This is a genomic window from Chelativorans xinjiangensis, assembly GCF_009812055.1.
GTDB lineage: Bacteria > Pseudomonadota > Alphaproteobacteria > Rhizobiales > Rhizobiaceae > Chelativorans > Chelativorans xinjiangense.
This window is the reverse complement of sequence record NZ_WQNH01000002.1, coordinates 1-14,633: the sequence shown is the minus strand read 5'-3', so window position 1 is coordinate 14,633 and position 14,633 is coordinate 1. Positions and strand designations below refer to the sequence as shown.

Here is a 14,633-nt window from a genome sequence, read left to right as displayed (position 1 = left end):
ATAAGCTGACATTCATGCGCCCCTCGCTTCTCGATCCGCTGTTCGCGCCGGCAACGAGCCTGGAAGGCGTCGGCGACAAGGTCGCCGGCCTCATCGCCAATGTCGTGCCGGCCGATCTTACCGCGCGTCCGTTGCGCGTCGGCGACCTTTTGTTCGTACTGCCGCATTCGCTTATCGACCGCACGAACAGGCCAGGCGTTGCTCTTGCGCCGCAGGGGGCGGTCGTCACGCTGGCGCTCACGGTCGACCGCCACCAGCCCGCCCCGCGCGGCAAGAAGAACGTGCCCTACCGCGTCTTCGCCTTCGACGATACGGGAGAGATCGCGCTCACCTTCTTCCACGCTCACCAGGCCTATCTGGAGCGGCAGCTACCGGTGGGCGCGGAGGTGCTGGTCTCCGGCCGCATGGAATGGTTCAACGGCCGGCCTTCCATGGTCCACCCGGATTATATCGTGCCGGCGGCGGAGGCCGAGGCCCTGCCCCCGCTGGAGCCGGTCTACCCGCTCACGGCGGGACTGTCGGCCAAGGTCTTGCGCCGCGCCATTGGCAGAGCGCTTGCCCGCCTGCCGGACCTGCCGGAATGGCAGGACCCGTCGCTGCGGGAGCGCCTCGGCCTGCCGTCGCTCGGTGCGGCGCTGGAGACCCTGCACAACCCGCAACGCATCGACAACATCTCGCCAGAGGGCCCGCCCTGGCGCCGCATCGCCTACGACGAGTTCCTGGCCAGCCAGCTCTCGCTGGCGCTGGTGCGCGCCCGCACGCACAAGCTCGCCGGCAGGCCGCTCACCGGCGACGGCGCGATCACCGCGCGCATCAAAGCGGCCCTGCCCTATACGCTCACCCCGTCCCAGGAACAGGCGGTCGCCGACATCCATGCCGACCTGGCGCGTGAGCAGCGCATGCTGCGTCTGCTTCAGGGCGACGTCGGCGCCGGCAAGACCGTGGTCGCCCTCATCGCCATGGCGCGGGCGGCCGAGGCCGGCGGCCAGTCGGCGCTGATGGCGCCGACGGAGCTGCTCGCCCGCCAGCACTTTGCGACCATCACACCGCTGGCCGAGGCGGCCGGGCTGAAGGTCGCGCTCCTGACCGGCCGCGAGAAAGGCCGCGAGAGGCAGGCCGTGCTCGACGGCCTTGCCTCGGGCGAGATCGCCTTCGTCGTCGGCACGCATGCGCTGTTCCAGGAAACGGTGCGCTTCCGCGACCTCGTCTTAGCGGTGATCGACGAGCAGCACCGCTTCGGCGTCCACCAGCGGCTCGCCATCAGCGCCAAGGGAGACGCGCCGGACATGCTGGTGATGACGGCGACCCCCATCCCGCGCACGCTGGTGCTTTCGGCGTTCGGCGACATGGACGTCTCCCGCCTCACGGAAAAACCCGCCGGCCGCAAACCCATCCGCACGGTTACCATGCCGACGGACCGGCTGGACGAATTGGTGGAGCGATTGCGGAGCGCCATCGCGGAGGGCCAGAAGGTCTATTGGATATGCCCGTTGGTGGAAGAGTCCGACGCCGTGGAGCTCACTTCCGCCGAAGACCGCTTCACAGCCCTAAAGCGCACCTTTGGTGAGGCGGTGGGCCTCGTCCACGGCCGTTTGGGAGCGCGTGAGAAGGACGAAGCCATGCGCGCCTTCAGGGAAGGCGACACGCGCATTCTCGTCGGCACCACGGTGGTCGAGGTGGGTGTCGACGTGCCCGACGCCACCATCATCGTCATCGAGCACGCCGAACGCTTTGGCCTCGCACAGATTCATCAGCTGCGCGGCCGCGTCGGGCGCGGCGAAAAGCCGTCCTCCTGCGTGCTCCTCTACAAGCCGCCGCTCAGCGAGACCGCCAAGCGCCGGCTCGCCATTCTGCGGGAGACGGAGGACGGCTTTCTCATTGCCGAGGAAGATCTGCGGTTGCGCGGCGAAGGCGACCTTCTGGGCACGCGGCAATCCGGTTCCCCGGGTTTCCAGGTGGCGCGCCTGGAGTTCCATGCCGAGCTTCTGGCGACGGCGCGCGACGACGCGCGGCTGGTGCTTTCGCGCGATCCGGAGCTGGCTTCCGAGCGTGGCAAGGCGCTGCGGGTGCTGCTCTATCTTTTCGGCAAGGACGAGGCGGTGCGCCTCTTGCGCGCCGGCTGAGCGGCCAGCGCCTCCTCCGCCAGCGCCTTGGTCTGCGCCTGGTATTCGGGGGCGACGAGACCGGCCGAGATCACCAGCTTCGCGCCGTCCTCCACCGACATCTCCAATTCGATGATGTCGTCCTTCGGCACGTAAAGAAGATAGCCGGAGGTGGGGTTGGGCGTCGTCGGCAGGAAAACGGCGATGGTCGGGCTGTCGTCGCCATTGGTGAGGTGCCGCACCTCGCCGCGCGCCTCCGTTGCGACGAACACCAGCGCCCATAGACCCTTGCGCGGATATTCGACGAGGCCGACCTTCTTGAAGGTCTGGGCGCGCTCGGAAAACACCGTTTCCAAAATCTGCTTCAGCGCCCGGTAGATGTTGCGCACGAGCGGCATGCGGCCGAGGAAATATTCTCCGTAGGAGACGATGGTGCGGCCGATGATGTTGGCGGTCAGGAAACCGACAAGCGTGATGAGCGCCAACGCGACGATCAGCCCGAAGCCCGGCACGGCAAAGGGCAGATAGCTGTCGGGATTGTAGCGGGCGGGGATAAGGGGCTTCACCCAGGAATCCACCCAGCCGACGAAGGACCAGGCGAGATACGCCGTGATCGCCAGCGGCGCGGTGACGACGAAGCCCGTCAAAAAGTAGTTGCGCACGCGGGTAATCACCGGGCAGGACCTCGAACGACGAGTGATTGGAAGGGAAGGTGCGGCACTGGCGGAGACTACCCGAGGAAGACTACTCTCGTCCAGACAGTTTGCGCTTCCTATTCCACCGTCACCGACTTGGCAAGGTTGCGCGGCTGGTCAACATCCGTGCCCATGGCTACGGCTGTGTGGTAGGCCAGCATCTGCACCGGCAGCGCATAGACGATCGGCGCGATAAGTTCCGGCACCGTCGGCATGATGATGGTCTCGAAACTGTCGAGGGAGGCGCGGGCCGCCCCCTCCTCGTCCGTGATCAGGACGATGCGCCCGCCGCGCGCGGCCACCTCCTGCATGTTGGAAACCGTCTTCTCGAAGATGCGGTCGCACGGAGCGACGACGATCACCGGCATCTGCTTGTCGATAAGGGCGATCGGCCCGTGCTTCAGTTCGCCCGCCGCATAGCCCTCGGCGTGAATGTAGGAAAGCTCCTTGAGCTTCAGTGCCCCCTCCATGGCCAGCGGATAGTTGGTATCGCGGCCGAGATAAAGCACATGGCGCACCTGCGAGAGTTCGCGCGCCACCTTCTCGATACGCTCTTCGAGCTTGAGCGCTTGCGCGGCATACCGCGGCGTTTCCGACAGCGCGCGTATGAGGCCTCTGGCCTCCTCCGGTGAAAGCGTTCCCCGCTCCAGCCCTGCACGCACGGCGAGGGCGGCGAAGATAGAAAGCTGGCAGGTGAAGGCCTTCGTCGAGGCGACGCCGATCTCCGGCCCGGCAAGGGTCGGGAAAATACCGTCGCTCTCGCGCGCCATGGTGGAATCGCGCACATTGACGATCGTCGCGATCGGCACGCCCTCCCTACGGCAATAGCGCAGCGAGGCCAGCGTGTCGGCGGTTTCGCCCGACTGCGAGACGAAAAGCGCCGCGCTCGCTTTCGACAGCGGCATTTCGCGGTAGCGGAACTCGGAGGCGATGTCGATGTCCACCGGCAGGCGCGCGTAGCGTTCGAACCAGTACTTGCCGACGAGGCCGGCGAGATAAGCCGTGCCGCAGGCCGAGATGGCCAGACGGTCGATCCTGGCGAAGTCGATGGGCGTGGCGAAGGCCTTTACACCGCCGCCGGCGAAATCCAGGTAATGCGCCAGCGTGTGCGCGATCACCTCCGGCTGCTCATGGATTTCCTTCTCCATGAAGTGGCGGTGGTTGCCCTTGTCGACCAGAAGGCTTGTGCCGATCGACTGCTGGCGCAGGCGTTCGACCTTGCTGCCGGACATGTTGAAGATTTCCATGCCGGAGCGCCGCACCACCACCCAGTCGCCGTCTTCCAGATAGGTGATGGAATCGGTGAAAGGCGCGAGTGCTATGGCATCGGAGCCGAGATACATCTCGCCGTCGCCATGACCGACAGCCAGCGGCGGACCGTTGCGCGCGCCGACGATCAGATCCTCGTCGCCACGGAACATGATGGCCAGAGCAAAGGCGCCATTCAGGCGCTTCAAGGCGGCAAAGGCCGCCTCCTGCGGACTGCCTCCCCGCCGCATCTCGCGCGCTACCAGGTGTGCAACCACCTCCGTGTCGGTCTGGGAGGTGAAGTGAAAGCCTTCGGCCTCGAGCTCACCGCGCAACTCGGCGAAATTCTCGATGATGCCGTTGTGGACGATCGCGACGTCCTCGGAAAAATGCGGGTGGGCGTTGGTCTCGTTGGGAACGCCATGGGTGGCCCAGCGCGTGTGGCCGATGCCGATCAGCCCGCCGAGCGGCTCCCCGTTAAGCAGCTTTTCCAGATTGACCAGCTTGCCTTCCGCCCGCCTACGGTCGAGCCGGCCGTCTTCGATGGTCGCCACGCCCGCCGAATCGTAGCCGCGGTATTCCAGCCGCTTCAGCGCATCAACGATCAGGGGCGCGACCGGCGTGTGCCCCACGATGCCAACGATTCCACACATTTCTTCCCCGCCTCCTCTTTCGGACGCGTTTGTGTCCTAGTGGTGCGATTTTTCCAAACGGATGGGTACCATCCGTTTGGGTCAGACCACGTGATGCTGTTCGGCACCCCACCATCGACGTTATCCGGCTCTATACCGCGCTACCGCGTCGCCCGCATCATCCAAATGCAATTTTGGTTTCATGCCTTCATCGCTGGCGCTACTCAAGGTCGGCGATCTCCCCAGCCTCGCCGCTGACGCGCTGGGACAGCGAAGCCTTCATGAACCCGTCGAGATCGCCATCGAGCACTTCTTGCGGATTGGTGCTTTCCGTGCCGGTGCGCAGGTCCTTCACGAGCTGGTAGGGCTGCAGCACATAGGAGCGGATCTGGTGGCCCCAGCCGATCTCGCTCTTGGAGGCCTCGGTAGCGCTCGCTGCCTCCTCGCGCCTTTTCAGCTCCTCCTCGTAAAGGCGCGCGCGCAGCATATCCCAGGCGGTGGCCCTGTTCTTGTGCTGCGAGCGCTCCTTCTGGCACTGCACCACGATGCCGGTAGGCAGGTGCGTGATGCGGACGGCCGAATCGGTGGTGTTGACATGCTGGCCGCCGGCGCCTGAGGCGCGGTAGGTGTCGATACGCACATCGGATTCGGAGACGTCGATCTCGATCGATTCGTCGATCATCGGATAGACCCACACGCTGGCGAACGAAGTGTGACGGCGGGCGTTGCTGTCGAAAGGCGAGATGCGCACCAGGCGGTGCACGCCCGATTCGGTTTTCAGCCAGCCATAGGCGTTGCGGCCCTTCACCAGGATGGTGGCGGATTTGATACCCGCCTCCTCGCCGCCGTGGACCTCCAGGACCTCGACCTTCATCTTCCGGCGTTCGGCCCAGCGCGTGTACATGCGCAAAAGCATCGACGCCCAGTCCTGGCTTTCCGTGCCGCCGGCGCCGGCGTGCACCTCCAGATAGGTGTCGTTGCCGTCCGCCTCGCCGGAAAGCAGCGTCTCCATCTGCCGCGCCGAGATTTCCCCGCGCAGCGAGCGAATGGCCGTTTCCGCCTCTTCAACGACCGCCTGGTCGCCCTCTTCCTCGCCGAGCTCGATCAGCTCGATGTTGTCGTCAAGAGATTGCGACAACCCGTTTATAGCATTGATATTTTCTTCCAGGGACTGGCGTTCGCGCATCAGCTTCTGGGCTTCCTGCGGATCGTTCCACAGGTCGGCTTCCTCGGCGCGCGTGTTGAGATAGTCGAGCCGCTTTACCGCCTCGTCCCAGTCAAAGATACCTCCTCAGCAGGCTTATGGCCTGCCTGATTTCGTCGACCAGATTTGCCGTTTCGGTACGCATGCTTTCTTCTTTCCTGGAAGTGATCTTTGAATCGGAGCGGAACTTATGGGCGCGGGCGCGGGCTGTAAAGCGCCGACGGCCGCGCCCATCGAGCGCGCCGCCGCCAACGGCCGTGAGGGCTGGTGTTTTGCGTCAGAAGAGCCCGCCGGCCCCTGTATTGATGGCGCGGTTTGCCTGGGGAGAGGTGGTTCTGGCAGGTCCACCGCCGGCACCCTCCATGTCGATGACCCAATAGGTATCGGCAGGACCGGTGCCCGGCTTGAAGGCCTCCATGATGACGCCCGGTTGCCCGGCCTGGGCGCGCATGCCGGTCTTGCGGTCGATGGGAATGACCTTCATGCCTTCGGGAACGCGGAATTCCACCTTGCGGGCATCCTTGAGCGCGGAGGCCATGAACTCCTTGAAGATCGGCGCGGCCAGGCCACCGCCGGTCGAGCCCTTGCCCATCGGGCGCGGCTGGTCGTAGCCCATGAAGACACCGACCACGAGATCGGGAGTGAAGCCGATGAACCAGGCGTCCTTCTCGTCATTGGTGGTGCCGGTCTTGCCGGCGATGGGATAGCCGAGCTCGGAAACGGTCGTCGCCGTGCCGCGCGTGACCACGCCCTCCATCATGGAGGTGATCTGGTAGGCCGTCATGGGATCGAGCACCTGCTCGCGGTTGTCGGCAAGTTCCGGCTCCGCCTGCCCGTCCCAAGTCTCGGCATTACAGCCGTCGCACTCGCGGCGGTCATGCTTGTAGACGGTCTTGCCGTAGCGGTCCTGAATGCGGTCGATCAGCGACGGCTCGATATATTTGCCGCCGTTGGCCATCACCGCATAGGCCGAGACCATGCGCATCACCGTGGTCTCGCCGGAGCCGAGCGACATGGCCAGATGCTGCGGCATCTTATCGTAGAGGCCGAAGCGCTCGGCATATTCGGCCACCAGGTTCATGCCCATGTCGTTGGCCAGCCGCACCGTCATCAGGTTGCGCGAGCGCTCGATGCCGGCGCGCAGGGTCGACGGCCCGGCGAACTTGCCGCCATAGTTCTTCGGCTCCCAGATCTCGTTGCCGATCTGGATGGTGATGGGCGCGTCGAGCACCACCGAGGCCGGCGTATAGCCATTGTCGAGCGCTGCGGCATAGATGATCGGCTTGAAGGCGGAGCCCGGCTGGCGCTGCGCCTGGGTGGCGCGATTGAACTCCGATGCCGCGAAGGAGAAGCCGCCGGCCAAGGCCAGCACACGGCCGGTATGCGGGTCCATGGCAACAACCGCGCCGCCGATCTCCGGGACCTGCCGCAGCATCCAGCCGGGCTCGTCTCCGCCTTTCGGCTCGACATAGACGACATCGCCGGGTTGCAACACCTCGGCGGGTGAACTCGCCTTGACCCGCGTGCCATCCACAACGTGGCGCAGCGCCCACGTCATGTCCTCGAGCTCGATCGTGCCGGTCTCGCGCTCCTTGGACAGTGCGCCGGAGACCTCGCGGCCGGGCTTCAGGCCGACCGTTACTGCGCTGTCGGAAGCCTCGATCACTACGGCCAGGCGCCACTCGGGGACGTCGCTCAGCGACTTCATCTCGCCCAACGGCGCGCCCCAGTCGCCGGAGATGTCGATATGGTCGACCGGGCCGCGGAAGCCGCGCAGCGTGTCGTAACGCATGAGGCCGTTCTGCAGCGCCTTGCGGGCGTAAAGCTGGAGCTCGGGGTCGAGCGTCGTACGCACGGAAAGCCCGCCCTCGTAGAGCGCGTCCTCGCCGTAGCGGGCAATGATCTCGCGCCGCGCTTCTTCGGTGAAGTAGTCGGCGGCGAAGAGGTAGCTGCCTCGCTGGCGCGGCTTGACGTCAAGGTCCGTCGCCTTGGCCTTCTCGGCCTCTTCCGCGGTGATGTAGCCATTCTCCCGCATCTGATCGATCACCCAGTTCCGGCGCTCGATGGCGCGCTCCGTGTTGCGGAACGGATGATAGTTGGACGGCCCCTTGGGCAGCGCGGCGAGATATGCCGCCTCGGCAATGGTCAGTTCGCTGACCGACTTGTCGTAGTAGGTGAGTGCGGCGCCGGCGATGCCATAGGAGCCGAGGCCGAGGAAGATTTCGTTCAGATAAAGCTCGAAAATGCGGTCCTTGGAGTAGGCCTGCTCGATGCGGAAGGCGAGAATCATCTCGCGGATCTTGCGCTCGACGGTCTGGTCCGACGTCAGAAGGAAGTTCTTGGCCACCTGCTGGGTGATGGTCGAGGCGCCGACGGGGCGGCGCCCCGAGCCGATATTCTGGATATTGGTGGCGATGGCGCGCGTAAGGCCGATCGGGTCGATGCCGGGATGCTTGTAGAAATTCTTGTCCTCGGCCGAAAGGAAAGCCGCCTTCACCCGGTCGGGAACGGCCTGGATGGGCAGATAAAGGCGCCGCTCACGGGCAAATTCCGCCATCAGCGCGCCATCGGAAGAATGAATCCGCGTCGTGACCGGCGGTTCGTAGCGCGCCAGCACCTCGTAGTCGGGAAGGTCCTTGGTGATGTCGCCCACATAGATGGCGACGCCGGCCGCCGCCAGCAGCGCCAGAACCACGCCGATGCCGAAGAAATATCCTAGAAGACGTACCATGCCCGCTCCAGTGTGGCCGAATAGGTCCGACCCAAACACCTCCGCCCCTGCAATGACTGCGTCACTGTCTCGGAGAGGAAAAGTATCACCATTTCTCGTCTCTGCCCGCCTCTTGTGGGTAAAATTGGGCGATCGCAAAATCAAAACGCCGGTTCTCGGCAAAAAAGCAGCCGGCGTGGTGTCTTTGCCACGCTTGCGCCGTGTCCGCTACCCTCCGGCCTTGGCTTTGACCGCCGCAAAGACGGCGACTGCGTCGACGATGTTGGCCGCCGCCCTCGCGCGCCAGTCCGCGTCGCGCATCTGCTCCTCTTCCTTCGGGTTGGTCAGATAACCAAGTTCCAGCAGCACCGAAGGCATGTCCGGCGCGCGAAGGACGCGGAACCCGGCCGAACGCAACGGGTTGTTGACCAGGTTGACCGTGTCCGTCAGCTCTCCGATCAGCGAGCGGGCGAAGTGAATGGAGAAGGCATGTGTTTCGCGCCGAATCAGGTCGGCGAGGATGTCGGTAACATCGTCCTTTTCCTCCTTCATCACGATACCGGCGAGCGCGTCCGAGAAATTCTCGCGCGCCGCCGTTGCCGCCGCTTCCGCATCCGAGGCCTTGTCCGACAGGGTGTAGACGGTGGCGCCGCCGAAGCCGCGCAGCCGGATCGAATCGGCGTGGATGGAAATCAGGAGATCGGCATCGTTCTCGCGAGCAATGCGCACGCGCTCGTCGAGGCGCAGGAAGATGTCCGTGTCGCGCGTCAAAACGACATTGTACTCCCCCGTCTCCTCGAGCTTGTTCTTGAGCTCCAGGCCGAAGGCCAGCGTGATCGTTTTCTCCAAGGTGCCGTTGGCGCCGTTGGCGCCGGCGTCGATGCCGCCGTGCCCCGGGTCGATCGCAACGGTGAAGCGGTCGTCGTCACGTCGCGGTCTTGGCGTGCCGGTAGCCGTGCCGGCATCGGGTGCGGCGGTGATTCGCTCGCGCATCGCCGTCTCGAAGGCTTCCTCCGAGGCCGAGACCAGGTCGACGATAAGCCGGTAGCCATGCGAGGTTTCGTTCTTGAGCACGGCGAGATTGTCGAGCAGGAAAGAGCCTTCCAGAGTGAAGATCATGCGCGAATGACCATCGCCCATCTTGCCGTAGCGCACTTTGGCCACGAGACCGCGCGGGGCGAGCTCCGCCTCGTCGATGGCGAATTTCGTCTCCGGCAGGTCGACGACAAGCCGGTGCGGCGCGCGCAGGAGGAACCAGTTGACGTCCGGTTCGCGGTCGAAGTGCATCACGATGCGCGTGCGCTGCTGGTCGCCCGCCATCTTGTACTCATAGGCGCTGAAGGGCTGCTGATTTTCCTCTGCCGCCGCCGAATCGGCCAGCACAAAGGCAGCGAAAAGCGCCAGCGCGAGGCGCATCAGCAGCCACATAGGTGGCAACTTGGCCCCGCCGCCCTTATATGAAGGGAAGCGGAGCCATCCGATCCGCCCTGCGTTCTGCCGGTTCGACACGCGCACTCCTGCCTTGAGCCCCCTTGATCACGGTTGCCAGGGCGCGGTTACCCCAACCTTTCGACCGCTTCAAGGCAACGTCGGCATGATCTTCCGACGAAGGAATCAGGGTTGCCATGGTTCGTGTCAAATCATAAAAGCGGCATTGAACCGTCACAGTGCCCGTCTCCGGATGCCGTTTGGCACCAGAGGCGCGGGCTCCCGGCAAATGCTTCGGAAGCCGACGCGACGCGGGCGAAGACGATGGTTCAAAAGGATTTCTTCAAGGTGTTTGCGGCGATGCCGAAACCCTTAACGTGAGGAAAACGGCCGGGACGAGATCCTGCGCCGGCTCTTGAAACAGAGCAAAGTAGCGGGTCCGATAGTCGGATCCTGGTTGAAACGGTGCTGCCAGGCAATGCGATGGCTTTAAGCGCACTCAGGAATTGTCCCCGAATCTCCCGCAGCGAGGATGCGGCGGCCGGGCTTCCTGTCGCTTGGAGGCCAGGGCCGGCAGCCCTCAAATTATCCGGCATGACAATCCGATGCGGCGCGGCACCAAGGCATTACCCTCCCGCCCGGCAACCGGATCGTGTCGGGGAGACAAGACTTTATGCCCAACAACAAGATGCTGATAGACGCCTCCCATCAGGAGGAAACGCGCGTCGTCGTCGTACGCGGTAGCCGTATCGAAGAGTTCGATTTCGAATCACAGGACAAGAAGCAGCTTCGAGGAAACATCTATCTGGCGCGGGTCACCCGCGTCGAACCCTCGCTCCAGGCTGCGTTCGTCGAATATGGCGGAAACCGCCACGGCTTCCTCGCTTTCAGCGAGATACATCCCGACTACTACCAGATTCCGGTTGCCGACCGGCAGGCGTTGCTGAAGGCGGAGGCCGACGAGGCCAAGGCCGACGACGAAGCCGAGGAAAAGGAAGCCCAGGCTTCCAGCGGCCGCGGCAAGAAACGCCGCCGCAGCGGCCGTCGCGGCACCAAGGCGGAGGCGCAGGACAATGGGCCTGCCTCAGCGGAAGAGGTGGAAGCTGCCGCCGACGTTCCGGCCCAGGCCGAAGCCGTGCAGGGCGAGGCGATCTCGGAAGAGGTGCCGCCGTCCGCCAACGGCCACGATGAGACGAACGACGACGAGGAGGTCGACACGGTCGGCGCCGAGGACGCGATCGACGAGGCGCAGAACCGCCGGCGCCCGGTGCGCCGGAACTACAAGATCCAGGAAGTCATCAAGCGGCGGCAGATACTGCTCGTGCAGGTGGTCAAGGAAGAGCGCGGCAACAAGGGAGCGGCACTCACCACCTATCTGTCGCTGGCCGGCCGCTATTCCGTGCTGATGCCCAATACGGCACGCGGCGGCGGCATCTCGCGCAAGATCACCAATGCGCAGGACCGCAAGCGCCTGAAGGACGTGGTGAAGAACCTCGAGGTGCCGGAGGGCATGGGCGTCATCCTGCGCACCGCCGGCGCCAACCGCACAAAGGCGGAGGTCAAGCGCGATTACGACTATCTCATGCGCCTTTGGGAAAAGGTGCGCAGCCTGACGCTGGAGTCCATCGCCCCTGCCCTCGTCTACGAGGAGGGAAGCCTCATCAAGCGCTCCGTGCGCGACCTCTATAACAAGGACATCGACGAGATCCTGGTTTCCGGCGAGGAGGGCTATCGCGAGGCCAAGGACTTCATGCGCATGCTGATGCCGAGCCACGCCAAGGTGGTGCAGCCCTATCGCGACACGGTTCCCATCTTCGCCCGCAACGGCATCGAAGGGCAGCTCGACAAGATGCTGCAGCCTCAGGTGACGCTGAAATCCGGCGGCTACGTCATCATCAACCAGACCGAAGCGCTGGTCGCCATCGACGTCAACTCGGGCCGCTCCACCAAGGAGCACTCCATCGAGGACACCGCGCTGCAGACGAATCTGGAGGCCGCCGAAGAGGTGGCGCGCCAGCTGCGCCTGCGCGACCTTGCGGGCCTCATCGTCATCGACTTCATCGACATGGAGGAGAACCGCAACAACCGCGCGGTGGAAAAACGCCTCAAGGAGTGCCTGAAGAACGACCGCGCCCGCATTCAGGTGGGCCGCATCTCGCATTTCGGCCTCCTGGAAATGTCGCGCCAGCGCATCCGGGCCAGCGTGCTGGAAAGCACCATGCAGCCCTGCCCTCACTGTGGCGGCACCGGCCATGTGCGCTCCGAATCCTCGGTCGCGCTTCTGGTGGTGCGCTCCATCGAGGAGTTTCTCCTGAAGGATGCGCGCAACGACATCACCGTGCGCACGCCGTCTTCCACGGCGCTCTACCTTCTCAACCACAAGCGTTCCAACCTGATCGAGCTGGAAAACCGCTTCGGCGTGACGATCACCGTCGAAACCGACGAGGAACTGGGTGGCCAGCACTACGCGATCGTCAAGGGACAAGCCGCCACGCGCCCGATCCTGCCGGATCTGAACGTCGTGCCGCCTCCAGTTCTGGAGCCTGAGGAGATGGACGTGGAGGAGGAGAGCGAGGAGCCTGAAGAGACCGAGGAGCGGCCCTCCGCCGCCAGCGAGGAAGGCGATGCGCCGGCGCGCAAGCGCAAACGCAGGCGCCGGCGGCGTGGCGGCCGCGACCGCGGCGGGGAAGAGCCGGTCGCCGAGACAGTTGCGGAGGCGAGCACAAGCGCGGAGCCGGAGGAAACTCCGGATGGCGCGGTGCAAGAGCCGACGGACGAGGACGGCGAAGGGGAGCGCAAGAAGCGGCACCGCGGCAAGCGAGGCGGACGCCGCCGCCGCGAAGCGCAGGAACCCGGTGAAGCGGCGGCGGAGGAAGCCGACACTGCATCGGCCGAACCCGCTGCCGAACCCGTGGAAGCTCAGTCCGGCGCCGTCGCAGCCGCGGCCTCCCCGCAAGCCGAGGTAAGCGAGGAGGTGGCCGAGGAGAAGCCGGCCAAGAAGCCGCGCCAGCGCCGCACCAAGCAGAAGGTGGAGGACGAAGCGGAGACGGTACCGGCTGCCGAACCTGCCCCGCAGGCGGATACCGCTGCAGCGGCTCCCGAGGCCAACGGCCAGGCCGATGCCGAGGAGCCTGCCAAGAAACCGCGCCGTTCCCGTCGCAAGGCCGCCGAGCCATCTCAGGAAAGCCAGGAGCCGGTGGTGTCCTCGACGGAAGAGACGGGCAAGGACGCGCCCCGCAAGACGGGGTGGTGGCAGCGGAGGAGCTTCTTCTAGTGGTGCGATCCTGACAGATGGTACCCATCTGTCGGGACAAATCGCCCCACTAGATCAGTAGCTTGTGGGCTGACTTTCTAGAGTATCCGTGTTGGTCAAGGAAGGGCAGGCGTCCATTTTCGGCTGTCTCTGAGCAGGGCGTTTGCGAGCAGGACGAGCTTTCGTCTAGAGTATCCGTGTTGGTCAAGGAAGGGCAGGCGTCCATTTTCGGCTGTCTCTGAGCAGGGCGTTTGCGAGCAGGACGAGCTTTCGCATGATTGCTGTGATGGCGACTTTTTGGGCTTTGCCGGCCGCTTTGAGCTGGTCGTATTTTGCCTTGAGGTCCGGATTGAAGCGCATGGCGACGAGGGCGGGCATGTAGAGCGCCTGGCGGACATTGGCCCGGCCGCCGCGGATGAAGGCGCGGCCGGTCCATGTCCCGGACTGTCGTGCGATGGGAGCAAGACCGGCGAGTGAAGCTGCCTGACCATTTGAGAGCGTGCCGAGTTCGGGCATGTCGATGAGAAGGGCGAAGGCGGTGATTGCCGAGATGCCCGGGATCGAGACGAGGATGGCGAAGCGGCGGGCGAGGTCCGGGTCGGCCCGGATGAGCGCCATGATCTCCTTGTCGATCGCCGCCATCTGGCGCTCGATCTGCCTGAGCTGCTCGGCGTTGTGGCGTTTGAGGATGGGAAGGGTCAGGTTCTTTGCCCTGTTCTTCGCCGCTGTGCGGTTCTTCACCAGCGCCTGGCGGGCCATGTGCAGGTCCTTGAGATCGCTGAGGACCGGACTGCGCACCGGCCGTGCCTCAAGGTCAAGCAGGGCGCCCATGCGGGCCAGCATGGCGGCGTCCAGCCGGTCGGTCTTGGCGAGCGTGCCCGTGGCTTCGGCGAAGCGTCTTGCCTGGCGCGGGTTGACCTTGACCAGCGCGAAGCCCGCCGCCGCCAACCTGCGCTCGAAGGCCCTGTGATAGGGGCCCGTCGGCTCGTAGACGGCGCGCACGCCATGAACGCCTTCGAGGCCGCCCTGCCAATCCACAAAGGCCTGATGTCCGGCGCTGTCATTGGCAAAACGCCGGCTTGCGCCGTCGCTCACGCGGTGGGCGTCGAGATGGTCTTTCGAGATGTCGACGCCGATGGTATCATTGGTCATCTTTCGCTTGTCCTGTGCTTGTCGTCCGCAGCCGAACTGCGGGTATCCGTTCAGGCCTCAAGGGAAAGACGAGGGCGATCTCACTCTAGCTCGACCCGTCGAACGGTCCGCATTTCAACGATCCGACCCTCGCCGCTGAGGGAGGGCGGCTACCCTCTCCCAGCGGTCCCTTATTCGCCCGTTCGGCGGAAAAAGTCATAAGACAAGCA

8 protein-coding genes are annotated in these 14,633 nt (G+C 64.8%); 2 read left to right on the top strand and 6 right to left on the bottom strand.

Annotation, left to right across the window (positions count from 1 at the left end):
• Positions 1-14 precede the first annotated feature (14 nt).
• Positions 15-2,123 carry an ATP-dependent DNA helicase RecG gene (recG, locus tag GM910_RS01800; RefSeq protein WP_159585789.1) on the top strand — a complete coding sequence of 703 codons (2,109 nt, stop codon included), beginning with the start codon at positions 15-17 and terminating at the stop codon, positions 2,121-2,123.
• On the opposite strand, the gene GM910_RS01795 is transcribed toward recG, so the two are convergent.
• From GM910_RS01795 to GM910_RS01775, 5 genes are all read right to left on the bottom strand, one after another.
• Entirely contained in the window at positions 2,075-2,773 is a 699-nt protein-coding gene (locus tag GM910_RS01795) for a DUF502 domain-containing protein (protein ID WP_159586031.1), read from the bottom strand. The two genes, recG and GM910_RS01795, sit on opposite strands and share 49 nt — an antisense overlap.
• 101 nt (positions 2,774-2,874) lie before the next feature.
• Positions 2,875-4,698, bottom strand: a complete 1,824-nt coding sequence (glmS, locus tag GM910_RS01790) for a glutamine--fructose-6-phosphate transaminase (isomerizing) (protein ID WP_159585788.1) — start codon at positions 4,696-4,698, stop codon at positions 2,875-2,877.
• Between the two features lie 199 nt (positions 4,699-4,897).
• Positions 4,898-6,026, bottom strand: a protein-coding gene (prfB, locus tag GM910_RS01785; protein ID WP_159585787.1) for a peptide chain release factor 2 whose coding sequence is annotated in 2 segments (ribosomal slippage) — positions 4,898-5,959 and positions 5,961-6,026 — 1,128 coding nt in all. Because the reading frame shifts where the segments join, the coding sequence is not laid out codon by codon here.
• 132 nt (positions 6,027-6,158) lie between these two features.
• On the bottom strand, positions 6,159-8,612 hold the full coding sequence (locus GM910_RS01780) for a penicillin-binding protein 1A (protein WP_159585786.1): 2,454 nt from the start codon (positions 8,610-8,612) through the stop codon (positions 6,159-6,161).
• A gap of 207 nt (positions 8,613-8,819) precedes the next feature.
• Positions 8,820-10,019 carry an N-acetylmuramoyl-L-alanine amidase gene (locus GM910_RS01775; RefSeq protein ID WP_246225831.1) on the bottom strand — a complete coding sequence of 400 codons (1,200 nt, stop codon included), beginning with the start codon at positions 10,017-10,019 and terminating at the stop codon, positions 8,820-8,822.
• 673 nt (positions 10,020-10,692) lie between these two features.
• Between GM910_RS01775 and GM910_RS01770 the strand changes: the two genes are divergently transcribed.
• Positions 10,693-13,293 carry an Rne/Rng family ribonuclease gene (locus GM910_RS01770; RefSeq protein WP_159585785.1) on the top strand — a complete coding sequence of 867 codons (2,601 nt, stop codon included), beginning with the start codon at positions 10,693-10,695 and terminating at the stop codon, positions 13,291-13,293.
• 183 nt (positions 13,294-13,476) lie between these two features.
• Here the strand turns inward: GM910_RS01770 and GM910_RS01765 are convergent, their stop codons facing one another.
• Complete coding sequence (locus tag GM910_RS01765; protein WP_201285390.1) at positions 13,477-14,424, bottom strand: IS110 family transposase; 948 nt, start codon at positions 14,422-14,424, stop codon at positions 13,477-13,479.
• Positions 14,425-14,633 lie beyond the last annotated feature (209 nt).

Bases quoted from the DNA above. Each gene is read 5' to 3' on its own strand.
- recG (WP_159585789.1), top strand. From the start codon at position 15: ATGCGCCCCTCGCTTCTCGATCCGCTGTTCGCGCCGGCAACGAGCCTG.
- GM910_RS01780 (WP_159585786.1), bottom strand. From the start codon at position 8,612: ATGGTACGTCTTCTAGGATATTTCTTCGGCATCGGCGTGGTTCTGGCG.
- GM910_RS01775 (WP_246225831.1), bottom strand. From the start codon at position 10,019: ATGTGGCTGCTGATGCGCCTCGCGCTGGCGCTTTTCGCTGCCTTTGTG.
- GM910_RS01770 (WP_159585785.1), top strand. From the start codon at position 10,693: ATGCCCAACAACAAGATGCTGATAGACGCCTCCCATCAGGAGGAAACG.
- glmS (WP_159585788.1), bottom strand. From the start codon at position 4,698: ATGTGTGGAATCGTTGGCATCGTGGGGCACACGCCGGTCGCGCCCCTG.
- GM910_RS01765 (WP_201285390.1), bottom strand. From the start codon at position 14,424: ATGACCAATGATACCATCGGCGTCGACATCTCGAAAGACCATCTCGAC.